The organism is Lentzea sp. CC55 (assembly GCF_021056325.1).
GTDB classification, from domain to species: Bacteria; Actinomycetota; Actinomycetes; order Mycobacteriales; family Pseudonocardiaceae; genus Lentzea; species Lentzea jiangxiensis.
In genome coordinates this window covers 146163-169263 of sequence record NZ_JAJCXE010000054.1, presented here as the reverse complement: position 1 = coordinate 169263, position 23101 = coordinate 146163, and the positions used below count along the sequence as shown (strand labels likewise).

Here is a 23101-nt window from a genome sequence, read left to right as displayed (position 1 = left end):
CCTCGTGGCCACCTGAGCTCGCGAGGAGAGAGCTATGACGGCGGTCGACACAGTCGCCACCACGATGCGCGTCAAGAAACGCAATGGTTCACTCGAACCGGTCGACCTGAACAAGATCGTGCGCGCGGTCGAGCGCTGCGCGGTCGGTCTGCACGACGTCGACCCGTTGCGGGTCGCCACCAAGACGATCAGCGGCCTCTACGACGGCGCCACCACCGAGGAGCTGGACCGGCTGTCGATCCAGACCGCCGCGGCGCTCGTGTCGGAAGAGCCCGAGTACTCCAAGCTGGCCGCTGGTCTGCTTGCGGCGTTCATCGAGAAGGAAGTGCACCGGCAGGGCGTGCAGTCCTTCAGTCAGAGCGTTGCCCTCGGCCACGCGGAGGGCCTGATCGGTGACGCGACCGCGAAGTTCGCGGCCGCCAACGCCCGCGAGCTCGACAACGCGATCGACCTCGAGGGTGATCGGCGGTTCGAGTACTTCGGTCTGCGCACCGTCTACGACCGCTACCTGCTGCGCCACCCCGCGAAGCGCTCGGTGATCGAGCAGCCGCAGTACTGGCTGCTGCGCGTCGCCTGCGGTCTCTCGCACACCGCCGCCGAGGCCATCGACTTCTACCGGCTGATGTCGTCGCTGGCGTACCTGCCCAGCTCGCCGACCCTGTTCAACTCCGGCACGGTGCACACCCAGATGTCCTCGTGCTACCTGCTCGACTCGCCGCGCGACGAGTTGGAGTCGATCTACGACCGGTACAAGCAGATCGCCCGGCTGTCGAAGTTCGCCGGTGGCATCGGCGTGCAATGGTCCCGAGTCCGGTCACGTGGTGCGTTGATCCGCGGCACGAACGGCCACTCCAACGGTATCGTGCCGTGGCTGCGCACGCTTGACGCGTCGGTCTCGGCGGTCAACCAGGGCGGCCGCCGCAAGGGCGCTGCCTGCGTCTACCTGGAGACGTGGCACCCGGACATCGAGGAGTTCCTCGAGCTGCGCGACAACACCGGCGAGGACGCCCGCCGCACGCACAACCTCAACCTGGCCAACTGGATCCCCGACGAGTTCATGCGCCGCGTCGAGGCTGACCAGGACTGGTCGCTGTTCGACCCGGACGAGGTCCCGGAGCTGGTCGACCTGTGGGGTGACGAATTCGACCGCGCCTACCGCGGCGCTGAAGAGGCCGGCCGGGCTGTGCGCACGGTCAAGGCTCGTGACCTCTATGGACGGATGATCCGCACGCTCGCCCAGACCGGCAACGGCTGGATGACGTTCAAGGATACGGCGAACCGCATGTGCAACCAGACCGCCGAACCGGGCAACGTGGTGCACCTGTCCAACCTGTGCACCGAGATCATCGAGGTCACCAGCGACGAGGAGACCGCGGTCTGCAACCTCGGCTCGGTCAACCTCGGCGCGCACGTGGCCGATGGCAGGATCGACTGGCAGCGCCTGCGTTCCACGGTCCGCACCGCTGTGGTGTTCCTCGACCGCGTGATCGACATCAACTACTACCCGACCGAGCAGGCGGCGCGGTCCAACCCGCGCTGGCGCCCGGTGGGCCTCGGTGTCATGGGCCTGCAGGACGTGTTCTTCAAGCTGCGCCTGCCGTTCGACTCACCACAGGCGCGCGAGCTGTCGACGCGCATCGCCGAGGAGATCTACCTGACGGCCCTGGAATCCTCGGCCGAGCTCGCCTCGTCCGCAGGCGCGCACCCGGCGTTCGCGGAAACGCGCGCCGCCAAGGGAGATCTGCAGCCCGACCTGTGGGGCGTCACGCCCACGCAAACCGAACGGTGGAGCGCCCTGCGTGAGCGGGTCAGCGAGCACGGGCTGCGCAACTCGCTGCTGATCGCCATCGCGCCCACCGCGACGATCGCCTCGATCGCCGGCTGCTTCGAGTGCATTGAGCCGCAGGTGTCGAACACGTTCAAGCGTGAGACGCTGTCCGGCGAGTTTTTGCAGATCAACTCCTACCTGGTGCGCGAGCTCAAGTCCCGCGGCCTGTGGACGGACGCGATCCGCAACCGGCTCAAGCAGGACGAGGGCTCGGTGCAGGGCGTCGGCGAGTTGCCCGAGGAAGTGCGCTCGTTGTTCCGCACAGCGTGGGAGTTGCCGCAGAAGTCGCTGATCGAACTGGCCGCGGCGCGCGGACCGTACATCGACCAGAGCCAGTCGCTGAACCTGTTCGTCGCCTCGCCGACGATCGGCAAGCTCTCCTCGATGTACCTCTATGCCTGGAAAGCCGGGCTGAAGACCACGTACTACCTGCGCTCCCGTCCGGCGACGCGCATCCAGCAGGCCACCGTCAGCGTCCCGACCGCCACCTCGGCCGACGCCGTCGCCTGCTCCCTGGAGAACCCCGAGTCCTGTGAGGCTTGCCAGTGACCACGCTGTCGAACACCAGTCGCAAGAACGCCCTGCTCGACCCCGGCATGGACCTCACGCTGCGGCCCATGCGCTACCCGCTGTTCTACGAGCGCTTCCGTGACGCCATCAAGAACACCTGGACCGTCGAGGAGGTCGACCTCCACTCGGACCTCGCCGACCTCGGCAAGCTCTCCGAGGCCGAGCGGCACCTGGTCAACCGGCTCGTGGCGTTCTTCGCGACCGGCGACACCATCGTCGCGAACAACCTGGTGCTCAACCTCTACGAGCACGTCAACGCTCCCGAGGCGCGGCTCTACCTGTCGCGTCAGCTGTTCGAGGAGGCCGTGCACGTCCAGTTCTACCTGACGCTGCTCGACACCTACCTGCCCGACGAGAACGACCGCGCCGACGCGTTCGCCGCGGTCGAGACGATCTCGTCGATCCGCGCCAAAGCCGAGTTCTGCTACAAGTGGATCGACTCGATCTCGTCGCTGACAGAGCTGCGGACGCGCGAGGACCGCCGATCGTTCCTGCTCAACCTGATCTGCTTCGCGGCGTGCATCGAGGGCCTGTTCTTCTACGGCGCCTTCGCCTACGTCTACTTCCTGCGGTCGCGCGGGTTGCTGAACGGACTCGCGTCCGGGACCAACTGGGTGTTCCGCGACGAGTCGATGCACATGGCGTTCGCGTTCGACGTCGTTGACACCGTGCGCCGCGAGGAGCCGGACCTGTTCGACGAGTCATTGTTCGAGGACGTCCGGCAGATGCTGCGCGAGGCCGTGAACGCCGAAGTGCAGTTCGCCGAGGACCTGCTCGGCGGTGGCGTTGCCGGCATGTCGGTGGCGGACATGCGGTCGTACCTGGAGCACGTCGCCGACCGTCGGTTGCAGGTGCTCGGGGTCGAGCCGATCTACGGGTCGAAGAACCCGTTCGCGTTCATGGAGTTGCAGGACGTGCAGGAGCTGTCGAACTTCTTCGAGCGCAGGGTGTCGGCGTACCAGGTCGGGGTGACCGGCACGGTGTCGTTCGACGAGGACTTCTAGAGGAGAAGGGCGACCAGGTCCTCTGGCCGCCCTTCTGAACTGTTTGCTGACAGCGGTAATAGTGGCTCAGCTGCTGGATCAGGATGTCCTTACCCGGTAAGCAAAAATCCAGGTGTGGCCTGCACGTGATGCAGGCCCACGCCTGGATCGCGCCCCATGACGACCTCGAGCCGCCATGCTGCTCGCCGTCGCCGCTCGGGCAGCAGACTACGACCGCGTCGCTCGGTGTCCCTGTGCCTGGCGTGCCTGCTTCGGCCAGGGCTTGAGCTTTGGCCTCGGCGGCCGTCACGACCATCTCCCACGACAGAACGGGCCGCCGGTCGCCCCGTTCGTCGAGGACTTCCTTGATCGAAAGCACCGCCTCACGCCACCGCACTGATTCTCTCCATAGCTTCAGTGTATACTGAAAGCAAGCTCCGGCGCGGAGTCAACCGACGGCAAAGGCCACTAACCGCAGGATTGCAATCAAGGCACGACCACTGTCAGCTGAGTCGGCGAACCCGCAACACGGCGTAGTTCACGGTCCCTGGCTCTTCTGATGGCCCGGTGACCTCGCGGGAGATCACCTGTTCGGTGTCGACTGCCCATCCGCCAGGCCCGGCGTCCGGCACGTCGAGGATCACGGAGTCAGGGATCAGTTGCTCGGCCAGGAAGTCCGGTGGTGGTTCGGCCAGCCAGGTGGGGAAGCCGGCGTGACTGATCACCGGCAACGTCCCGCTCGGCGTGACGGCGGCACCGGTCGAGACGAAGATCGCCTCACGCTCGCGTGCACCGGCGACCTGTGAGCGCGGGAACCTCGCCGACACCGGTGGAATGCACCGGAGGGGAACAACCGCGTGAGGTCGTGCTCCTGTCCGCGACCCCTGCTCGGGCCGCGGCGGCGGCCGCCAGGACAACACCGTCGCCGACACGTCGGCCGCGCTGGCGGTGGGGGAGCTGCAGCGGTGGCTGACCCGCACGAACACCCGGTCGTGCGGGCAGGGCCTCGCCATCGACTTGCCGGCGAACGTGTGGCAGTGCGAGTTCACCGCGGACGACGGACGGCTGCTCATGATCCGCTGGACGCACGAGGGCACCGCGACGACGTCACTCCCACCACGTGCCGAGGAGGTGCGCGGTCTCGACGGCACCAGCCCTCCGGTGCGGGCGGGCTGCACCATCGAGGTCTCCGGAACGCCTGTGCTCATCGTGCAGCAGCCAGGAGCTAGTAGCGCTCACCGCAGCATTCGCACCGCGTTACGTCAGTGACGGATCAATGCCACTATTTCCGAACGAATCGACCGGATCGACCGCCGTAAAGTCAAGGCTCGGCATCGGCAGAACACCGCCCTTCGACCCGACCTGTACGAAAATCGCAACGTGGTTGAACGCTGCATCAACGGGCTCAAGCAGTTCTGCGGCATGGCAGTCAGCTTCGACGACCAGCCCGTCTGCCGCCGAGTCTTGGTAGTCCTGCCTGCATCGGTTTCGACCTCGCAGCGCAAATGGCTGGGCGGAGCCCGGTATACCCCACCGCGACTCCGCCCCGACTTGCCACCACGGCGCAACCGAAGGGATGCGCCGCTCACATCAGTTGTCGTCCGGGTTCGCGCACAGGCCGCTGTCGTTGCCGGACAGGACCGGCACCGCGATGACGTTGACGTCGATGAAGCAGACGTTCAGGTCGCTGAGCACCTCGGAGTCGTCGAGGTTGACCCCGCCGACCTGGTGGGTGAGGTCCAGCTCCGGGGCGTCGGCCGACGCCGTCGAGCCGATACCGATGAAAGCGCCCGCGATAGCGATGGCCGCTCCAGCCTTCTTCAGCACAAAAACTCCTTCAGATGTTTTGGGTCGCGGATCGCCAGAAGAGACACAGGTGACGATCTCGGCCGAACCATATCCAGCGGTGCGGGAAGAACCAAACTGCCCATCACTCGCGCGAGGATGCGAATCAGGTTTCGTTTACACGATTGGGTGAATTCGTGTCGCATTCCTGGGTGACACCCAGGCGACGACCTGCCGTTATCCTCACCGCAAAAACATCTCCAGCAGCGAAGAATCCATCGAAAGAGTGAGTGCGCTGGTGCGCAGTCGACGTGAAGCAATAGCGCGGCTGACGAGCTGACGGCGACTGCCGAACTCCGTTGAGCCGCAGGGGTTCGCGCGCCTCACCCAGCTTCGATCAGCATGTCGCGGAACCGCTCGGCGGACACCGGCTCGTCCTCGGTCAGCACCTCGTCGACGGCGGCGGCGAGACGTGCCGGCAGGGCTGGTTCGCGTGCCCGGATCGGCACCGCCGGCTCGCGGAGCACCACGGCGACCGGATCGGCGCCTGCGGGGAAGTCGCGTGGTGTGGTGCCGGTCAGCATCCAGTAGAGGGTCGCCGCGCATGCCCACACGTCCACGGAGGGTGGGGCGTAGCGGTAGTTCAGGATCTGCGCGCGTGGCATGAAACCGAGGCTGCCGCCCACTTCGCCGGTGCGGGTGTGTTCGGAGAGACCGGCGAGGTCGAAGGCTTTGGCGAGCCCGAAGTCGGCCAGTCGTGCGACGCCTCCGTGGAGCAGGACGTTCTGCGGCTTGACGTCCCGGTGCACGATGCCTCTCGCTGACCGGGTGGTGCCGTCGGCGAGGCGGACGCCGGGCACCTCGGCGGAATGGGCGTGGGCCAGACCGGTCAGGACGTCGCGGATGATCCGGACTGCCTCCACCAAGGGTTGTTTGCCCGACTCCTCGATGCTGCCGCCGTCGCAGTAGGAGCTCACGAGGAAAGGCACCGGCTCGGTACCCGCGTCGAGCAGCGGGACGATGTTCGGGTGCCGCAACGCTCGCATGGCCGTGACCTCGCGGATGAGGAGCGCCGCGGTCTGCGGCGTCATGTCGTGCAGCACCTTCACGGCCGCGGGACCGCTGTTGGCGTGCCGGGCGAGGAACACCGTGCCCTGAGCACCGCCTCCGAGTTCCTTTTCGAGCGTGTAGCCGGCGAACTGTGCCGGCGTCACGGCGATCCGCACGATCGTCGAACCGATGCGGACCTCGTCGCCGTCGGCGAGGTCGTGCTCGTCGACCGGGACGCCGTTGACGTGGGTGCCGTGGCGGCTGCCCAGGTCGTGCACGCGGACTGCGGGAGGTGCGATGGTGAAGCGGCAGTGCCGGCGGGAGGCGGTGAGGTCCCCGACCCGCAGCGCGCAGCCCGGGTCGCGGCCCGCCACCACCGTTCGAGGAGCCAGGTGGACTTGCCGCACCCCGTCGACCTTCAGGTGGACTGCCCAGCGCACGTCAGTCCACGAGTGCCACGTACAACGGCGAACCGAGCAGCACCGTGTCGCCGCCCGTGCTCTTCCCGTGCAGCAGCCGGCGGGCGACGAACTCCATGTTCTGGGCGGGTCCTCGCAGGTCGGCGGTCGTCCGGCGGACGGCTTCGAGCGCTTCGGCGTTCCCGTCGTACTTCTCGGTGAGCACGGCCGCGACCTCCGGCGCCTTGACGATGCCGTCCAGCAGGGACGGCAGCATCGACCGGCTGACCAGCGGGTCCTGTTCGCTCTGGGGCGGAGCGCCGAACACGTGGGCGCGTGAACCGCCGAGGCCGAGCACGGTCTGTCCGGTGCGTCCACCGAAGTACACGAGTGACAGGCCGTCCGCGCCGACCAGCGGGCCCCACGTCAGCGGCAGCATGCCCCAGAAGAACTGGCCCGGTTCGTCCACCGAACCGAGGTCGCCGAAGTCGGTCAGGTACCGGACGACGCGCTCGAGCCGCGCCGTGCGGTCGGCGCCCACCACGGCTTCCGCGCCACGCTTGCCCTTGAGGAACTTCAGGTCCACCGCCAGCTCGGACGTGCGCTTGCGCGTCGCGGCAGGGTCGATCTGCTGCAACAGCATGTCCACCTTGCTGTCGCTGATGTAGACGAAGTACTGGAACGACATCCAACCCCCTCGGTGCTCCTCGGCATGATCGTCTCACCGATGTCCACCCATCGGTCCGGTGTTCTTGCCATCATGTGTGCGGTGACCCTGCCGATCTTCATGAGCACCGTGCGCCAGGAGGTGGGCAACCTCCTGCGGGCAGGCGCGATCCTGCACCCCGTCATGGACGAGGACGCCCATTTCCGGTACGGCCGCGTCTGCGCCGCTCAGTTCGTCGACCTCGCCCTGCGCCGCCACCTGTGGTTCTCGTACGGCGGCACGCACGTCGGGCCGAGGGGGCTGCAGGTCACGCGGCACCCCGACCCGCTGGACAGCCCGGACCCCGACGAGCAGCTCCTGCTGAACGTCGTGTTCGAGGGGACCGCCACCACGTCGATCGTCCGGCCACGCCCGCTGGAGTGGTGGAACAGCCCGGCGAAGCAGGCGAGCGAGGGGCTGAAGGCGGACGGGCTCGGCATGCTGCGCCGCCGTCGATACCGGGTGTTGCGACTGCTGCGTGAGCTGCGAACGGACATGCGCCTGATCGCGAGGAGCGGTGAGCAGAGCTGGGACAGCGCACCGGACGTCTTCCGCGCCGGGTGCTCGTTCGCGGTGTTGTTCAACATCGACACCGCCGTCCCGCACTGGCCCATGCCACCCGAGGAGGAGTTGTTCGTGCCCTCGATGCTGTCGACGGCGTTCAACCTCGCCCTCGACATCGCCACCTGAGCAGCAGTGGACGAGCACACCCTGGACGGCGACCCGCCCGCGCCCCTCGTCGAGTGGGACGTGGGTGACCGGGTGCTGGACCGGTACGAGATCACCGGTGTGCACCGCGGTGGCATGGGCGTGGTCTACCGGGCCAGGCACCTCGGCTGGGACGTCGACGTGGCGATCAAACGGCCGCGGCCGGAGCTCTTCCGCACGCCCGCGAACCGCGACAGGTTCGCCCGCGAGGCGCGGACGTGGGTCGACATCGGGCTGCACCCGCACGTCTGCAACTGCCACTACGTGCGCACGATAGACGGCGTGCCCGCCGTCGTCGCCGAGTACGTCCACGGTGGCAGCCTCGCCGACTGGATCCGCGATCGCCGCCTGTACACGGGGTCAGAGCGGGAAGTCTTCGCCCGGATCGCGGACCTCGCCGTGCAGGCGGCCTGGGGACTTGCCCACGCGCACGCGCTCGGCGTGGTCCACCGCGACGTGAAGCCGGCGAACATCCTGGTCGGCGGCGACGTGAAGATCACCGACTTCGGGCTGGCCGGTGCGGCGACCGGTTCCCACCGGGGCACCAGGCAGTACGCGTCACCGGAACAGGCGGCCGGGAAGACCACCGGGACGCGCAGCGATGTCTGGAGCTTCGCGGTGCGCGTCCTGGAGATGGCGACCGGTGACGTCACCTGGCTCGCGGGTCCCGCCGCGGGGAAAGCGTTGGCGGGTCTGGACCTGCCGCGTGGGCTTGCCGCGCTGCTCGGGTCGTGCCTGGAGTGGGATCCCGCGAACCGGCCCGGTGACATGGCCGAGGTGGCGACCGCGTTGATCGGGCTGCACGAAGCCGGGGCAGGCCCGTTCCGCAGACTCCCGCCTCCCGCGGCGGTGCTCCGCGCGGACGAGTTGAACAACCGCGCGCTGTCGGTGCTGGACCTTGGCCACACCGAGGAGGCCGTGCACCTCCTGGACGAAGCGTTGAAAGCCGACCCGCGCCACCCGGAAGCGACCTACAACGCCGGTGTGCTGCGATGGCGGACCGGCAGGACCACCGACGACGCGGTGCTCACCGATCTGGAGGCGACGGACCCGTCACGGGCCCGGCCGCTGATCGACCTGGTACGAGCCGAACGTGGTGACGCGCCACCGGTTCACACCGTCCACATCGGATCGAGGCGGAGCGCTGCCCCTGTGCGCGTGACGCCGGACGGGAAGCTGCTGCTGCTGGGGGACGGTGCGGGGACGGTGCGCGTGATCGAGATGGCGACCGGCGCGTGCGTGCGCGTCCTGGCCGGTGAGGGCGATGAGGTCGAGAAGATCGCGGTCAGCTCCGACGGCCGGCAGGTGATCACTGCGAGCAAGGCCTGGGAAGCGGTGCTGTGGGACCTGGCCGGCGGCCGTCCACTGCTCCGGAAGAGCAGTTGGGGCAGGACGCGGGACGCGTTCCACCTCGAGCTGTCCGCCGAGGCCGGGACCATCCTGACCACCAGGCTCCTCAGCGACCTCAAGACGGTGCGGGTCCAGCGCCTGGACAGCAGGCGGCCGGCGCGCAGGCTCACCGCCCCCTCGGGCGTGTCCGCACTGCGGATGACCGCGGACGGCCGGCACGCGCTCGTGGGCCAGAACGACGGGTCGGTGCGGGCGTGGGACCTCACCACCGGCACCGCGATGTTCACGCTCGAAGGACACACCGGGCCGGTGAACAAGATCGAGATCGGTGCTCACCACGTGGTCACCGCGGCAGGCGGCTCGTTCGGGGCCGCCGATCGCACGGCACGAGTGTGGGATCTCCGCACGGGCCGGTGCACACACGTGCTGAACGGCCACACCGGTTCGCTCACCTCGATCAGCGTGACCCCGGACGGACGGCTGGCCCTGACCGGGAGCGGCGACCGCACGGCGAGGTTGTGGGACCTCTCCACCGGTGCCTGCCTGCAGGTGTTCACCGGCCACACCGACATCGTCCGGTCGGTCGCGCTGCCGCGGGACAACCCCCGGCTGGCGCTGACCACGGAGTTACATGGTGTCGTGCGGGTGTGGGAGATCGAGACCGGCCGTTGTCTGCGCACGATCACCGATGGAGTGCAGTTCGAGGACAACGCCCTGCTCACCCCGGACGAGCGGACGCTGGTGCACGCCGGTCGCACCGAGGTCCGCCTCTGGCGGATCGGCGCGTGGGTGCCGAGTCCGTTGCGGCACGCCCGGTCCCGTGCCGCCGCCGAGTTGCTGACGGTGTCCAAGGAGGCCGAGGAGCTGCTCGCCCGCGCCGAACGGGAACCGGAACGGGCGCACGACCTGCTCCGCCGAGCGAGAGACCTGCCCGGGCACGAGAGGTCGGCGCGGCTGATGGAAGCGTGGCGGAAGCTGCCGTCAGCGCGGCGGGAGTTCCGCACCGCGTGGCCGAGCGAGGGCATGGACGGTGGCGAAGGCCCGTTGACGGGCATCTGCGCGACATCGGACGGCCGAGTGCTGTCCGCCGGTCATGCCGACAACGCGGTCCGGGTGTGGGACTTGCCGTCGCGCCGCCGGCTCGCCACGCTCGCCGGGCACGCGGAACGCGTCCGCTCGGTGTGCGCGAGCGGGCCCTACGTGGCGGCGACCGCGGACGACGGCACTACGCGGGTGTGGCGATCCGGCGAACTCGAGCACGTGCTGCGCGGCCACCACGGTCCGGTTCGCAGTGTGTGCGCAACGTCTGATGGCCGACTCTTGGTGACGGGTGGCGAAGACTCGACAGCGCGCGTCTGGGAACTGAACTCAGGACGGCCGGTGCACGTCCTTCGCGGTCACACCGGTGGCATCGCCGCCGTTCTCCCCACGCCGGACGGACGTTTCTGCGTCACGGTCGGCATGCGGGACAGGTCGGTGCGCGAGTGGGACCTGCTGTCCGGCCGGTTCACCCGCTTCCTCGAGACCTACCCGTCGCAGTCGCTGTACTCGGCGAGCATCACGCCAGAAGGGCACCTGCTCACCGTCGGGGTTCCTTCGCGGCAGGGCGTGCGAGTGCGTGACATGGCGTCGCTCGAACTCGTCCGCACTCTCGGCCGCGACACCAGTTCGACCATGTCCCACCTCTGCACGAGCCCGGACGGCGAGATCGCACTCGTTGTGGAGTCAGCCGGCGTGATCGGTGTCTGGGAGGTCGCCGCCGGCCGGTTCCGGGGCCACCTCGAGGGAACGACCAGCGCGACGGACGCCGTCTGCTTCACGCCCGACGGCAACCACGTCCTCGTCGCCGGTGGTGACGGCCGAATCAGGGTGTGGGACGTCGACTGGGAGCTGATCCGGCGCTGACGCGTTCCAGGCGGTGGACAGCGCGATGTCCCCGGCTGCCGGAAATCAGTCGGTGAGGCCGGGCAGGTGGTAGCCGGTGTGGCCGTCCCACTCGATCTCGTAGTCGTCGAGGGTGAAGGTCCAGTCCGCGTCCGGCACCACGTTGCGCAGCGCTGTCACCGCCGGCAGCCAGTGCATGAGCGACGGGATCGCCCGATCGTCCGCGGCGGGCAGCTTGGTCGACCCGTCGAGCACCGTTCCCGGCTCCAGCCGGTCGTAGAGGTGCAGCCCTTCTTCCTCCGCGGAGAACGGCGCGTTCTCGTTGCAGGTGCTGACGACCTGGCTGATCGCCGCGGACTCGGCGCCGGTCAGCGGGATCGAGCGGCGAGCCGTGTAGTAGAGGGATACGCCCACGTGGGCCACTCTAACGGGCTCGCTCGGGCCGGCCGGTGTCGCTGCACACTGTCGAGTGAAACGGTTTTGAGTCGATTTCTGAGGGTACTGCTGCCTTGTCGGAACGCAGCAATGAGGGGAAGTCGTATGCCTCGGATCACCCGCTCAACGGCGGCCGTGTGCGCGGTGCCGCGCAACCCGGTCACGCCCGCAGGTCCCACCGCGCCGGCGGGGGAGGTGGCGCGGTCATGAAGGCGCTGACGTGGCAGGGCAACGAGAAGGTCGAGGTCGTGGACGTGCCGGATCCTCGGATCGAGGAGCCCACCGACGCGATCATCAGGGTCACCTCGACCGCGATCTGCGGATCGGACCTGCACCTGTACGGGGTGCTCGGGCCCTACCTGAAGCCGGGCGACGTGCTCGGTCACGAGGCGATGGGCGTCGTGGAGGAGGTCGGTTCCGGTGCGAGCGGTCACCTCAAGGTGGGTGACCGGGTCGTGGTGCCGTTCAACATCTCGTGCGGTCACTGCTGGATGTGTGAGCGTGACCTGTTCGCGCAGTGCGAGACGACGCAGGTGCGCGGGGAGGGCAAGGGCGCGAGCCTGTTCGGCTACACCTCCCTCTACGGCTCGGTGCCCGGAGGCCAGGCCGAGTACCTGCGCGTGCCGCAGGCCCAGTTCGGGCCGATCGTCGTTCCGGACGGCACGCCCGACGAGCAGTTCCTGTTCCTGTCGGACATCCTGCCGACCGCGTGGCAGGCGGTCCGCTACGCCGACGTCCCGCCCGGTGGCACCGTCGCCGTGCTCGGGCTCGGCCCGGTCGGGCAGTTCGCCGTCCGGATCGCCAGGCGGCTCGGCGCCGGGCGCGTCATCGGCGTCGACCGCGTTCCCGAACGCCTCGCGCTGGCCGAACGCCACGGGGCCGAACCCGTCAACCTCGACGAGTTCGACGGCTCCGACGAGGTGGCGGCCGCGTTGATCGACATGGTGGACGGACGCGGGCCGGACGCCACCATCGACGCCGTCGGCATGGAGGCCCACGGCGGTGGTCTGGTCGCCGCGGCGCAGAAGGCCGCCGGGCTGCTTCCCGACGGCATCGCCCAGAAGGTGATCGACAAGGTCGCGCTGGACCGCCTCGACGCCCTGCACGCCGCCATGAAGGGTGTGCGACGCGGTGGCACGGTGTCCGTGTCCGGCGTGTACGGCGGCGAGCAGGACCCGATGCCGATGATGGAGATGTTCGACCGCGGGATCCAGTTGCGGATGGGGCAGGCCCACGTGCGCCGGTGGACCGACGAGATCCTGCCGCTGGTGCTGGACCCGGCCGACCCGCTCGGCACCCTGGACCTGACCACGCACCGCCTCCCGCTCGCCGAGGCCGCGCGGGGTTACGAGATGTTCCGCGCCAAGAGCGACGGCTGCATCAAGGTCGTGCTGAGCCCATGACCGGCCGGGTGGTGCTCGTCGTGGGGGCGAGCAGCGGGATCGGGCTGGCCGCCGCGGTGGCGTTCTCCGCCCGCGGGGATGCCGTGGTCCTGGTCTCCCGCAGCGGTGAGGCGCTCGACGCCGCGGAGAAGGCCTGCCGGGCCGCGGGAAACGCCGCGGTCGACGTCGTCGTCGACGACATCGGCGATCCCGGCGGCGCCGGCCGGATCGTCGGGAAGACGATCGATCGTCACGGGCGGATCGACGTCGTCGTGCACAGTGCGACGGTGATGGGGTACGGGACCGCGGAGGGGATGCCCCCGGAGGTGTTCACCTCGGTCGTGGACACCGCGGTCCACGGCACGCTGCACCTCGCACAGGCGGTCCTGCCGGTTCTGCGTCGCCAGCACGGCGGCGTGTTCATCGGCGTGAACTCGTTGCTCGGCTCGATCACCGTGCCGCAGATGGGCGCCTACTCCACGGCCAAGTGGGGACAGCGCGCCCTGCTGCGCACCTTGCAACAGGAGACGCGCGACGAGCCGGGGGTGCACGTGTGCATCGTGAGTCCCGGCAGCATCAACACGCCGATTTACGACCAAGCCGCCAACTACACCGGTCGCGCGGCGCGGCCACCGGTTCCGGTCCTGAGCCCCGAACGGGTCGCGGCCGCGATCGTCCGCCTGGCCGACCGTCCGCAGCGGAACGTCTCCGTGCCGGTCGGTCCCGCGAATCCCCTCATCATCGCGGGGTTCCGCTTCCTGCCCCGTGTGTACGACCTGCTCGTCGGACCTCTCTTCCGCCTCGCGGCGCTGACGGGGAAGACGGTTTCGGCCACTCAGGGCAACGTGTTCCGGCCGCACCCCGCTGTGGAAGGGGCGCAGGGGCGGTGGCCCGTCAAGCGGTGAAGGTGCGGAGCGGCATCAGCGAGACGCAACTGCGCCGGCTCTCCCCGGAGTCGTGAAAGGACCGAGCCGGAATCCGCGGCGGTCTGACTCGCACCGGCGGACCGGAGCCGATCACCGTCCCGGGCGTCATCCACCACGGCACCGGTGACACCATCGACGTCTGGTCCGTGGGGTCTGCACCGTGATCGCCGGAAGGCTCTGCTGGAGGTCACACGGGCCGTCGTCGTCGTGCCGCGGCACGGTCGGTGGACGCACATGTGCGGCCAAGGCCTAGTGTGATCAGCTTGGGCTGGTCCGAGGGAGAAGCACATGGACATCCGTCACCGGAACAACGTCACGGTCACCGGCGCGGCCGACGGGCAGACCGTGGTGCTGGCGCACGGTTTCGGCTGCGACCAGAACATGTGGCGGTTGATCGTTCCCGCGTTGGCGCGGCGGCACCGGGTGGTGTTGTTCGACTACGTGGGATCGGGCGGCTCGGACCTGTCCTCGTGGACTGAGGAGCGGTATTCACGCCTTGAGGGATACGCGCAGGACATCATCGACGTCTGCGAGGAGCTGGACCTCGAGCAGGCGGTGCTGGTCGGTCACTCGGTCAGCGCCATGATCGGGGTGCTGGCCGCGCGGATGGCTCCGCAGCGGATCGGGTCGCTGGTGATGGTGGCGCCGTCGCCCTGCTACATCGACGACGCGGACTACCGCGGCGGGTTCACCGCCGAGGACATCGATGAACTGCTGGCCGCGCTGGAGTCGAACTACCTGGGCTGGTCCTCGGCGATGGCGCCGGTGATCATGGGCAACCCGGAGCGGCCGGAACTCGGGCAGGAGCTCACCAACAGCTTCTGCGCCACCGATCCCGACATCGCCCGCGTGTTCGCCCGCACCACGTTCCTGTCCGACAGCCGTGCCGACCTGGCCGACGTCGCGGTGCCCACGCTGGTGCTCGAGTGCGCCCAGGACGCGATCGCGCCTCGCGAGGTCGGTGCCTTCGTCCACGCCGCGATCCCGTCCTCCCGCCTGGTCACCCTCGTCGCCACCGGGCACTGCCCGCAGCTGAGCGCACCCGAGGCCACCGCGGCGGCGATCGTGGACTTCCTCGGGACCCACCCGTGATGTGCCGTGCGGACGGGATCTCCGCCGAAGACCCGCCGGAGCCCGCCCACACCGGGAGCGGCACGGATCCAGGCCACGCCGGCAGCACGGACGCGGCGTTCACGGCGCTGCTGGAGGACAGCGCCGAGGACCTCTACGACGCGGCGCCGTGCGGCTACCTGTCCACGATGATGGACGGCACCATCGCGAAGATCAACGCCACGCTGCTGGACTGGCTGGGGCTGACCCGTGAGGCCGTGGTCGGCCGGAAGCGGTTCGCCGATCTGCTCACCGTCGGCGGCAAGCTGTACCACGAGACGCACTTCGCCCCGCTGCTGCGCATGCAGGGCGAGCTGCGTGGCATCGCCCTGGAGATGAAGGCGTCCGATGGCCGGCGGCTGGCGGTGCTCGTCTCGTCGGTGGTCAAGCGCGGTGACGGGGGAGAGCAGCTGCTGATCCGCACCACGGTGTTCGACGCCTCCGACCGCCGCGCTTACGAAGAGGAGCTCCTGCGTCGCCGGCAAGAAGCCGAACAGGCCTACGCCGCGGCCGAGCGAGCCCGCCTGCAGGCCGAGGCCGACCGGGAACGGCTGGCGGCCACGCTGGCGGTGCTGCAGCAGACCCTGCTGCCGCCGTCGCTGCCGGTGGTGCCCGGTTTGGAGCTGGCCAGGCACTACCACACCGCTTCCCCCGACCAGCTCGGCGGCGACTTCTACGACGTCTTCCCGCTGACGGACACCACCTGGGGTTTCTTCCTGGGTGACGTGTGCGGCAAAGGTGTCGAGGCCGCGGCGTTGACCTCGCTGAGCCGCTACACCCTCCGCGCCGCCGCTCACCACGACCCCGACGACCCCATCGCGGTTCTCAGCGCGCTCAACACCGCCCTGCTCCGCGACCCGGGCGTGGGCATCCGGTTCTGCACCGTTCTCTACGGCACCCTCACGCCGACTCGTCACGGCACGACCGTGCGGCTGGCCGGCGGCGGGCACCCTCCGGCGTTCCACCTCTCCGCCGAGCACGGGAGCGATGAGGACAGCCGGGTGCGGCCGGTCGAGCTGCCCGGGGCGATGCTGGTCGGTGCGCTGCCCGAGGCCCGCTTCGCCGAGACCACCGTCGACCTCGAACCCGGTCAGACCTTGCTGCTCTACACCGACGGCCTGACCGAGGCCCGGGACGCCGACGGCCAGTTGCTCGACACCGAAGGGGTCGCCGCCATGCTCGTGGCGCGCACCGGCCCCTGCGCCCCGGCTGCCGTCGTGGCCGACACGGTCGCCTTCCTCGCCGGCTTGCCCAACGGCACCGATGACGACGTCGCCCTGCTGGCCCTCGGTGTCCCCAGTGCCGGCACATCGGCCGCAGACGTCGATCGAGAGCGCTGACTGTCCATGACGAAGGCTTTCCACCTCGATGTGCGGCACGACGAAGCCGGCCACGCCCTGATCGCCATCAGCGGCGAGCTCGACCCGGTCACGGCACCACGCCTGCGCGAACGGGGAATGTCCTTGCTCGCCGAGGGTTTCACGAACCTGCTGCTGGACATGTCCGGAGTGGACTTCTGCGACTCCTCGGGCCTGAGCGTCGTCATCGCCCTGTGGCAACAGGCGCACGCGGGTGGCGGCAGCCTGGCGCTGGCCGCCGTCCCGGCCCGCCTCAGCCGTCTGCTGCGCATGACGGCCATGGACACCTTGATCCCCGTCCGGCACGTCGACGGCTCCGTGCCGGAACCGAGCTGACGCCTCACGTCCGGACCTTCCTCCGCGGAGTCGGGCGTTGCCGACGAACACGGCGTGCCTTTGTGGACGGGTGAGGCGGGACGCGCTGTTCGGTGCTCGCCGCGCAGGCGCTGGGAGTCGGCGCGTGTCAATTGTTTGGAAGTGGCACAAAAATTCTTCACACACTCGGACGCCATCTTGCAACCACTTTCGGATGCCGCGCGAGCGACGCCGAGAGGGGAGCCGCACAGGTGATGTGTCCATCGTCGCACCGCGTAACGGCAACTGCGTCTTGATTGGTGCCTTAGGTTAGCTTTACCTTGTCGGCGCCCCTGTTGACCTGGGGATTGGCCGAGGAGGACTGCTGGTGAGGCGTCGAGCACGGACCGTGACACTGGTAGCGGCGCTGCTGGCGTCGACGGTGACCGCCTGCAGTTCCGAGAACGACCTGATCATTTATTCGGGTCGCAACGAACAATTGGTCGGCGCCCTCCTGGAGCAGCTGGAAGAAGCCGTCGGAATCGATGTGGAAGTCCGCTACGGCGGCAGCGGTGAAATGGCCGCGCAGCTGCTGGAGGAAGGGCAGGGCACCGAGGCGGACGTCTTCTTCTCCCAGGACGCCGGCGCGCTCGGGGCCGTGGGGGAGCAGGGCAGGCTGGCCGAGCTGCCGGCGGACGTGCTCGGCATGGTGCCGGAGAACTACCGCGCGAAGGACAAGCGGTGGGTCGCGACGAGCGCCCGTGCCCGCGTGATCGCCTACGACCCCCGCGTGGTCAGCGAAAGTGAGCTGCCGCAGGCGATCGAGGACGTCGTCGACCCGAAGTGGAAGGGCAAGGTCGGGTACGCGCCGACCAACGGGTCGTGGCAGGCGTTCGTGACCTCCGTGCGGGTGCTCAAGGGCGAGGTCTTCGCCAGGGACTGGCTGAAGAAGTTCGCGGCCAACGAACCCAAGCGGTTCGACAACAACATCAGCATCCTCAAGGCCGTCGACGAAGGTCAGCTCCCGTTCGGACTGATCAACCACTACTACTGGTACGCCTCCGCCGCGGAGAAGGGCGGCGAGGCCACCATGAAGGCGAAGCTGCACCGGGTCGGAGGTGGTGACCCGCTCGCCCTGGTCAACGTGGCGGGGGTGGCGGTCGTCCAGGGCTCCAACCAGAGCGAGGCGGCGCAGAAGGCCGTGCGGTTCCTGCTGTCCGAGCAGGCGCAGCGGCACTTCGCCGACCAGACCGCGGAGTACCCGGCCAACCCGGCGGTGAAGCCGGGCAAGCACCGGTTGCCGCCGATCACGGACCTCCAGGCGCCGGACATCGACCTCTCCAAGCTGTCGTCGCTGCAGGAGACGGTGAAGCTGTTGCAGGAAGCGGGGTTGTCCTGAGACCCGGCCACCGGGCCGCGCCTGTCCTGACCACGCTGTCGCTCCTCGTCGCCGCGGTGGCCGTGCTGCCGCTGGCGTACCTGGCCGTGCGTTCGTTCGAACGCGGCGGAGGGGTCGTGTGGGACGTTCTCGTGAGGACCCGGACCGCCGAGCTCGCACTGCGCAGCCTGTCGCTCGCCGTGGCGGTGACGGCCGCGTGCCTCGTCCTGGGTGTGCTCGGCGCGTGGCTCGTGGCCCGGTCGGACCTGCCGGGACGGCGGGCGTTCGGGGTGCTGCTGGTGCTGCCGCTGGCGGTGCCGTCCTACGTCGGCGGGTTCACCTGGATCTCCGTGGCGCCGGGCCTCACCGGGTTCGGCGGGGCGTTCGTCGTGCTGACGCTGGTGTCGTACCCGTACGTGCTGCTGCCGGTGGCCGCCGCGTTGCGCACCGCCGACCCCGCCGTGGAGGAGGTCGCGCGGTCGCTGGGCCGCACGAGCGCGCAGGTGTTCTTCTCCGTGACGGCACGACAGGTCCGGCCGGCGGCCCTCGCCGGCGGGTTGCTGGTCGCGCTGTACGTGCTGAGCGACTTCGGCGCGGTGTCGCTGATGCGGTACGAGGCGTTCACGCTCGGCATCTACACCAGCTACCGGGCGACGTTCGACCGCACGCCCGCGGCGATCCTCGGCCTGGTCCTGGTGGTGCTCGCGATCGCGCTGACCGTGGGTGAACGACGAGTGCGCGGCGTGGTCGCGCATCGAGGCCGCCGCACCCCCTCGACCGCGCCTCTGGGACGGGCCCGCGTGCCCGCCCTGGTCGCGTCCGCCGTGCTGGTGCTGCTGACGCTCGGCGTGCCGGTGGCCAGCCTGGTGTGGTGGCTGGCGGCGGGAACGTCGACGTTCTCCGTCGCCGACGTGGTGGCGACGACCGGGAACACCATCGCGGTCTCGGCGTTCGGCGCTCTGCTCACGCTGCTGTTCGCGCTGCCGGTCGGGATCCTGGCCGCACGGCACCGCGGGCGGCTCGTGCGGGGAGTCGAGCTGGCCGGGTTCGCGGGACACGCGTTGCCCGGCATCACCGTCGGACTGGCGCTGGTGTTCTTCGGGATCCGGTTCGCGCCGGCGCTCTACCAGACGGTGCCGATGCTCGCGTTCGCCTACGCGGTGCTGTTCCTGCCGTTGGCCGTGGGAGCCGTGCGCACCGGTGTCGCGCATGCGCCGCCGGTCCTCGAGGACGTCTCGCGCTCGCTCGGCCACGGGCGCTGGCGGACGGGGTTGCGGGTGACCGTGCCGCTGGCCGCGCCAGGGGTGCTGGCGGGCACCGCGCTGGTGTTCCTGACCTGTGCCAAGGAACTGCCGGCGACGTTGCTGCTGCGCCCGACCGGCGTGGACACCCTGGCGACGGAGCTGTGGACGCGCACCGAGGTCGCCGCGTACGCCGCGGCGGCGCCGTACGCGGCGGTGTTGCTGGTGGTGGCGGCGATTCCGGCTCTCGTGCTGGACAGGTTCCTGGGAGGTGAGCGGTGAGCGGCTTGACGGTGAAGCGGCTGGTCGCGGGCTACGGCGGTGACCCGGTGCTGCGCGAGGTCGACCTCGAGGTCCGGGAGGGCGGTCTGCTCGCCGTGCTCGGGCCGTCCGGGTGCGGCAAGACGACGCTGCTGCGCGTGCTCGCCGGCTTCCACCCGATCTCCTCGGGTGAGGTGTGGCTGGGGAAGCGGCGGCTGGACGCCGGCGTGCCGCCGGAGCGCCGCGGCATCGGGATCGTGCCCCAGGAGGGCGCGTTGTTCCCGCACCTGAGCGTCGCGGGGAACGTCGGGTTCGGGTTGCGGCGCGGTGAGCGTGCCGCACGGGTCGAGGAGCTGCTCGACCTCGTCGGGTTGAACGGGTTCGGGCACCGGATGCCCTCCGAACTCTCCGGCGGGCAGGCGCAACGCGTCGCGCTCGCGCGTGCTCTCGCGCCACGGCCCGGCGTCGTGCTGCTCGACGAGCCGTTCTCGGCGTTGGACGCCGGTCTGCGTGAGGAACTGCGCGCGGATGTGCGCGCGACCCTCAAGGCGGCCGGGGCGACGGCTCTGCTCGTGACGCACGACCAGGAAGAGGCGCTGGGCATGGCCGACCTCGTCGCGGTGCTGCGCGACGGCGCGGTGGCCCAGCTCGGGCGGCCGCAGACGATCTACTCCTCACCCGCCGACCTCGGGGTCGCGCTGTTCGTGGGCGAGGCCGTGACGTTCCCCGGTGTGGCGAGCTCCGGTCACGTGGACACCCCGCTCGGCACGGTGCCGACGTCCGGGGAAGGCCGGGGCACCGTGCTGCTGCGCCCCGAACAACTGGTCCTCGGGTCGCACGGGGTACCGTCCACTGTGGACGACGTGCTGTTCCACGGTCACGACGCCACAGTGCTCCTGCGTCTCGCCGACGGCACCGCTGTGCGATCGCGGGTGCAGGGCGAGATCGCGGTGCGGGCAGGCGACTCCGTCTCGGTGTCGGTGAACGGACCGGCGTTGTTCTTCGGGAACACGCCATGACGGCCACGGCGGACCTCGGTTTCGCGCACCACCTCGCCGCCCACGGCGACCGGCTCGCGCTCGTGGCGGAGACCGGTTCGCTCAGCTACCGCGAGCTGGACCGGCGGGTGGCGGCCGCCGCAGACCGGCTCGGCACGACCCGGCGGCTGGTGCTGCTGGCCGCGGAGAACGACGTCGAGTCGCTCGTGGCCTACCTGGCGGCGCTGCGGGGCGGGCACCCCGTCGTGCTCGCCTCCGCCGCCCGGGTCCCGGCCCTCACCGCGACGTACGACCCGGACGTCGTGATCTCGGGCGGCTGGACCGAGAGGCGCACCGGCACGGCCCACGAGCTGCACCCCGACCTGGCGCTGCTGCTGTCGACGTCCGGGACGACCGGGTCGCCGAAACTCGTGCGCCTGAGCGCGGACAACCTCGCCGCGAACGCCGCGTCGATCGCCGAGTACCTGGACGTCCGGCCCACCGACCGCGCCATCACGTCGCTGCCGCCGCACTACTGCTACGGGTTGTCGGTCGTGAACAGCAACCTGGCGCGCGGCGCCGGACTGGTGCTCACGAGCCGGTCGGTGATCGAGCCGGAGTTCTGGGACCTGGTGCGGGAACACGGCGTGACCAGCCTGCACGGGGTACCGCACACCTTCGGGCTGCTCGACGGCATCGGCTTCGCCGACCTCGACCTGCCGAGCCTGCGGTACGTCACGCAGGCCGGTGGCCGGCTCGCCCCGGCCGACGTCGTCCGCTACGCCTCGCTGGGCTCCGAGCGGGGCTGGCGGTTCTACGTGATGTACGGCCAGACCGAGGCGACCGCGCGCATGGCCTACCTGCCACCGGAGCTCGCCGCCGCGCACCCGGCCGCGATCGGCGTGCCGGTCCCCGGCGGAGCGCTGCGGATCGACGACGGCGAACTCGTCTACAGCGGCCCCAACGTCATGCTCGGCTACGCGGACTCGCCCGCCGACCTGGCCCGCGGCCGCACCACGTTCGAACTGCGGACCGGTGACCTCGGGACCGAGTCGGGCGGGGTGTTCTCGGTGACCGGCCGCAAGAGCAGGTTCGTGAAGCCGTTCGGCCTGCGGGTCGACCTCGACCGGGTCGAGCGCTCGCTCGCCGACGACGGCCTCCGCGTCGCCTGCACCGGGGACGACGACGGCCTGGTCCTGGCGGTGCTGGGCGACGCCGATCGCGCGGCACGCCTGGTCCGCGCCCTCACCGGCCTGCCCGCGACCGCTGTCCGGGCGCACCCCGTGACCGCGATCCCGCTGCTGCCCAGCGGAAAGGTCGACTACCGGGCCGTCGCGTCACCGCCCGGGCGCGAGTGGACCTCCGTGCGGGAGGTGTTCTCCTCGGTCCTGGGCGCGCGTTCGGTGCCCGACGAGGCGACGTTCACGTCGTTGGGCGGCGACTCGCTGCGCTACGTGCAGATGACCGTCCAGCTGCAACGCCTGCTGGGCGATCTGCCGGCGTCGTGGCCGTCGATGCCGGTGTCGCGGCTCGAACAGCTCCGCGTCACCCACCCCCGCACCCCGATGATCGACACCACGATCGTGCTGCGCGCGCTGTCGATCCTGCTCGTCGTCGGCTCGCACGTCGGCCTGTTCAAGCTCCTCGGCGGCGCCCACCTGCTGCTGGTGGTGGCGGGCTGGAACATCGCCCGGTTCCTGCTGCCCGCCCATCCGCTGCGGATCCTGCGCGCCACGGCGTTCATCGCGGTCCCGACGTCGCTGTGGCTCGTCTACCGGATGGCGGTCACCGACGACGTGACGCTGGACAACGTGCTGCTCGTCAACAACTTCACCCGCGTGGGCGCCGCCGGGTACTGGTTCGTCGAAGTCGTCGTGCACGTGCTTGCACTGTGCGCCCTGGTGTTCGCGATACCTGCCGTGCGGCGGTGGGAACAACGCCACGCGTACCTCTTCGCCCTGGTGCTGCTGGCTTCGGGACTCGTGCTCAGGTCCACCGTCGACGGCGACTTCTTCGTCCGCAACATGACCACGTTCGGTGCGGCGTGGTTCATCGCGCTCGGATGGCTGGCGCAACGCTCACCCGCGTTGTGGCAGAAGTGCCTCGTCGTGGCGGTCCTGGTCGTCATGGTTCCCGGCCGCATGGAGGAGCTGTCCCGCGAGGTCGTCGTGATCTCGGGTGTGGTCCTGCTCCTGTCGCTGGCCCGCCTGCCGGTGCCGCGCCGCCTGCTCACCCCGCTGAGCCTGCTGGCGAGCGCGTCGCTCGCGATCTACCTGACGCACTACGCGGTGTTCCCGCCCCTGCAGCCCTGGGTGCCGGCGGCGATCGTGTGGGTGGCGTGCACCGCTGTCGGGTGCGCGGTGTGGCTGGTGATCGTCCGCGTGGCCGCGGTGGCGCGCCGCGCCTTGGCCGCGCACGTGGGACCGAGAGCACCCTCCGAGCCCTTCGTGGACGCGGTGGCGGCCCTAAGGTGACGG

Annotated in this window: 20 protein-coding genes; 14 read left to right on the top strand and 6 right to left on the bottom strand. The window is 69.8% G+C overall.

What is annotated here, in order from left to right; genetic code table 11:
• The first annotated feature begins 34 nt into the window (after positions 1–34).
• Both L6E10_RS33495 and L6E10_RS33490 read left to right on the top strand, forming a co-directional pair.
• A complete protein-coding gene (locus tag L6E10_RS33495; protein ID WP_236224155.1) occupies positions 35–2377 on the top strand; it encodes a ribonucleoside-diphosphate reductase subunit alpha in 2343 nt (780 codons plus the stop codon).
• A complete protein-coding gene (locus L6E10_RS33490; protein WP_236224154.1) occupies positions 2374–3402 on the top strand; it encodes a ribonucleotide-diphosphate reductase subunit beta in 1029 nt (342 codons plus the stop codon). The genes L6E10_RS33495 and L6E10_RS33490 overlap by 4 nt, the downstream gene beginning before the upstream one ends.
• Here L6E10_RS33490 and L6E10_RS33485 read toward each other — a convergent pair.
• Together L6E10_RS33485 and L6E10_RS33480 are read right to left on the bottom strand one after the other, a co-directional pair.
• Positions 3296–3697: an adenosylcobinamide amidohydrolase gene (locus tag L6E10_RS33485; protein ID WP_236224421.1), complete on the bottom strand. Its 402-nt coding sequence runs from the start codon at positions 3695–3697 to the stop codon at positions 3296–3298. The genes L6E10_RS33490 and L6E10_RS33485 overlap by 107 nt on opposite strands.
• Before the next feature lie 187 nt (positions 3698–3884).
• Entirely contained in the window at positions 3885–4106 is a 222-nt protein-coding gene (locus L6E10_RS33480) for a hypothetical protein (protein ID WP_236224153.1), read from the bottom strand.
• A gap of 223 nt (positions 4107–4329) precedes the next feature.
• Here L6E10_RS33480 and L6E10_RS33475 point away from each other — a divergent pair, with 223 nt between their 5' ends.
• Positions 4330–4650, top strand: a complete 321-nt coding sequence (locus L6E10_RS33475; protein WP_236224152.1) for a hypothetical protein — start codon at positions 4330–4332, stop codon at positions 4648–4650.
• Between the two features lie 321 nt (positions 4651–4971).
• Here L6E10_RS33475 and L6E10_RS33470 read toward each other — a convergent pair whose 3' ends face one another.
• The 3 genes from L6E10_RS33470 to L6E10_RS33460 all read right to left on the bottom strand — a co-directional run bounded on the left by L6E10_RS33470 (position 4972) and on the right by L6E10_RS33460 (position 7302).
• A complete protein-coding gene (locus tag L6E10_RS33470) occupies positions 4972–5208 on the bottom strand; it encodes a hypothetical protein (RefSeq protein ID WP_236224151.1) in 237 nt (78 codons plus the stop codon).
• Between the two features lie 341 nt (positions 5209–5549).
• A complete protein-coding gene (locus L6E10_RS33465) occupies positions 5550–6656 on the bottom strand; it encodes a protein kinase (RefSeq protein WP_236224150.1) in 1107 nt (368 codons plus the stop codon).
• A 1-nt stretch (position 6657) separates the two neighbouring features.
• Entirely contained in the window at positions 6658–7302 is a 645-nt protein-coding gene (locus tag L6E10_RS33460) for an SAVMC3_10250 family protein (RefSeq protein ID WP_236224149.1), read from the bottom strand.
• Between the two features lie 81 nt (positions 7303–7383).
• Between L6E10_RS33460 and L6E10_RS33455 the strand changes: the two genes are divergently transcribed.
• Positions 7384–8010: a hypothetical protein gene (locus L6E10_RS33455; RefSeq protein ID WP_236224148.1), complete on the top strand. Its 627-nt coding sequence runs from the start codon at positions 7384–7386 to the stop codon at positions 8008–8010.
• A 6-nt stretch (positions 8011–8016) separates the two neighbouring features.
• Positions 8017–11283, top strand: coding sequence for a serine/threonine-protein kinase (locus tag L6E10_RS33450; RefSeq protein WP_236224147.1), 3267 nt, complete (start codon positions 8017–8019; stop codon positions 11281–11283).
• A 45-nt stretch (positions 11284–11328) separates the two neighbouring features.
• Here the strand turns inward: L6E10_RS33450 and L6E10_RS33445 are convergent, their stop codons facing one another.
• Positions 11329–11676: a hypothetical protein gene (locus tag L6E10_RS33445; protein WP_236224146.1), complete on the bottom strand. Its 348-nt coding sequence runs from the start codon at positions 11674–11676 to the stop codon at positions 11329–11331.
• A 227-nt stretch (positions 11677–11903) separates the two neighbouring features.
• Here L6E10_RS33445 and L6E10_RS33440 point away from each other — a divergent pair, with 227 nt between their 5' ends.
• The 9 genes from L6E10_RS33440 (at position 11904) to L6E10_RS33400 (ending at position 23098) form a co-directional block, all read left to right on the top strand.
• Entirely contained in the window at positions 11904–13100 is a 1197-nt protein-coding gene (locus L6E10_RS33440) for a zinc-dependent alcohol dehydrogenase (protein WP_236224145.1), read from the top strand.
• Positions 13097–13984: an SDR family oxidoreductase gene (locus tag L6E10_RS33435; RefSeq protein WP_236224144.1), complete on the top strand. Its 888-nt coding sequence runs from the start codon at positions 13097–13099 to the stop codon at positions 13982–13984. The genes L6E10_RS33440 and L6E10_RS33435 overlap by 4 nt, the downstream gene beginning before the upstream one ends.
• A 309-nt stretch (positions 13985–14293) precedes the next feature.
• Complete coding sequence (locus L6E10_RS33430; RefSeq protein ID WP_236224143.1) at positions 14294–15097, top strand: alpha/beta fold hydrolase; 804 nt, start codon at positions 14294–14296, stop codon at positions 15095–15097.
• The gene (locus L6E10_RS33425; RefSeq protein WP_308102930.1) at positions 15097–16455 is read left to right on the top strand and encodes a SpoIIE family protein phosphatase; all 1359 of its coding nucleotides are present in this window, start codon (positions 15097–15099) and stop codon (positions 16453–16455) included. The genes L6E10_RS33430 and L6E10_RS33425 overlap by 1 nt, the downstream gene beginning before the upstream one ends.
• 6 nt (positions 16456–16461) lie before the next feature.
• Positions 16462–16809 carry an STAS domain-containing protein gene (locus L6E10_RS33420; protein WP_236224142.1) on the top strand — a complete coding sequence of 116 codons (348 nt, stop codon included), beginning with the start codon at positions 16462–16464 and terminating at the stop codon, positions 16807–16809.
• A gap of 367 nt (positions 16810–17176) precedes the next feature.
• Positions 17177–18166, top strand: coding sequence for an iron ABC transporter substrate-binding protein (locus L6E10_RS33415; RefSeq protein WP_236224141.1), 990 nt, complete (start codon positions 17177–17179; stop codon positions 18164–18166).
• A gap of 56 nt (positions 18167–18222) precedes the next feature.
• Complete coding sequence (locus L6E10_RS33410; RefSeq protein ID WP_236224140.1) at positions 18223–19668, top strand: iron ABC transporter permease; 1446 nt, start codon at positions 18223–18225, stop codon at positions 19666–19668.
• A complete protein-coding gene (locus tag L6E10_RS33405) occupies positions 19665–20666 on the top strand; it encodes an ABC transporter ATP-binding protein (RefSeq protein WP_236224139.1) in 1002 nt (333 codons plus the stop codon). Before L6E10_RS33410 ends, L6E10_RS33405 begins: the two co-directional genes overlap by 4 nt.
• Positions 20663–23098: an AMP-binding protein gene (locus tag L6E10_RS33400; protein WP_236224138.1), complete on the top strand. Its 2436-nt coding sequence runs from the start codon at positions 20663–20665 to the stop codon at positions 23096–23098. The genes L6E10_RS33405 and L6E10_RS33400 overlap by 4 nt, the downstream gene beginning before the upstream one ends.
• Positions 23099–23101 lie beyond the last annotated feature (3 nt).

Excerpts from the sequence above, each read along its gene's own strand:
- L6E10_RS33400 (WP_236224138.1), top strand. The coding sequence starts at position 20,663 with ATGACGGCCACGGCGGACCTCGGTTTCGCGCACCACCTCGCCGCCCAC.
- L6E10_RS33485 (WP_236224421.1), bottom strand. The coding sequence starts at position 3,697 with ATGGTCGTGACGGCCGCCGAGGCCAAAGCTCAAGCCCTGGCCGAAGCA.
- L6E10_RS33440 (WP_236224145.1), top strand. The coding sequence starts at position 11,904 with ATGAAGGCGCTGACGTGGCAGGGCAACGAGAAGGTCGAGGTCGTGGAC.
- L6E10_RS33435 (WP_236224144.1), top strand. The coding sequence starts at position 13,097 with ATGACCGGCCGGGTGGTGCTCGTCGTGGGGGCGAGCAGCGGGATCGGG.
- L6E10_RS33425 (WP_308102930.1), top strand. The coding sequence starts at position 15,097 with ATGTGCCGTGCGGACGGGATCTCCGCCGAAGACCCGCCGGAGCCCGCC.
- L6E10_RS33420 (WP_236224142.1), top strand. The coding sequence starts at position 16,462 with ATGACGAAGGCTTTCCACCTCGATGTGCGGCACGACGAAGCCGGCCAC.
- L6E10_RS33430 (WP_236224143.1), top strand. The coding sequence starts at position 14,294 with ATGGACATCCGTCACCGGAACAACGTCACGGTCACCGGCGCGGCCGAC.
- L6E10_RS33460 (WP_236224149.1), bottom strand. The coding sequence starts at position 7,302 with ATGTCGTTCCAGTACTTCGTCTACATCAGCGACAGCAAGGTGGACATG.
- L6E10_RS33495 (WP_236224155.1), top strand. The coding sequence starts at position 35 with ATGACGGCGGTCGACACAGTCGCCACCACGATGCGCGTCAAGAAACGC.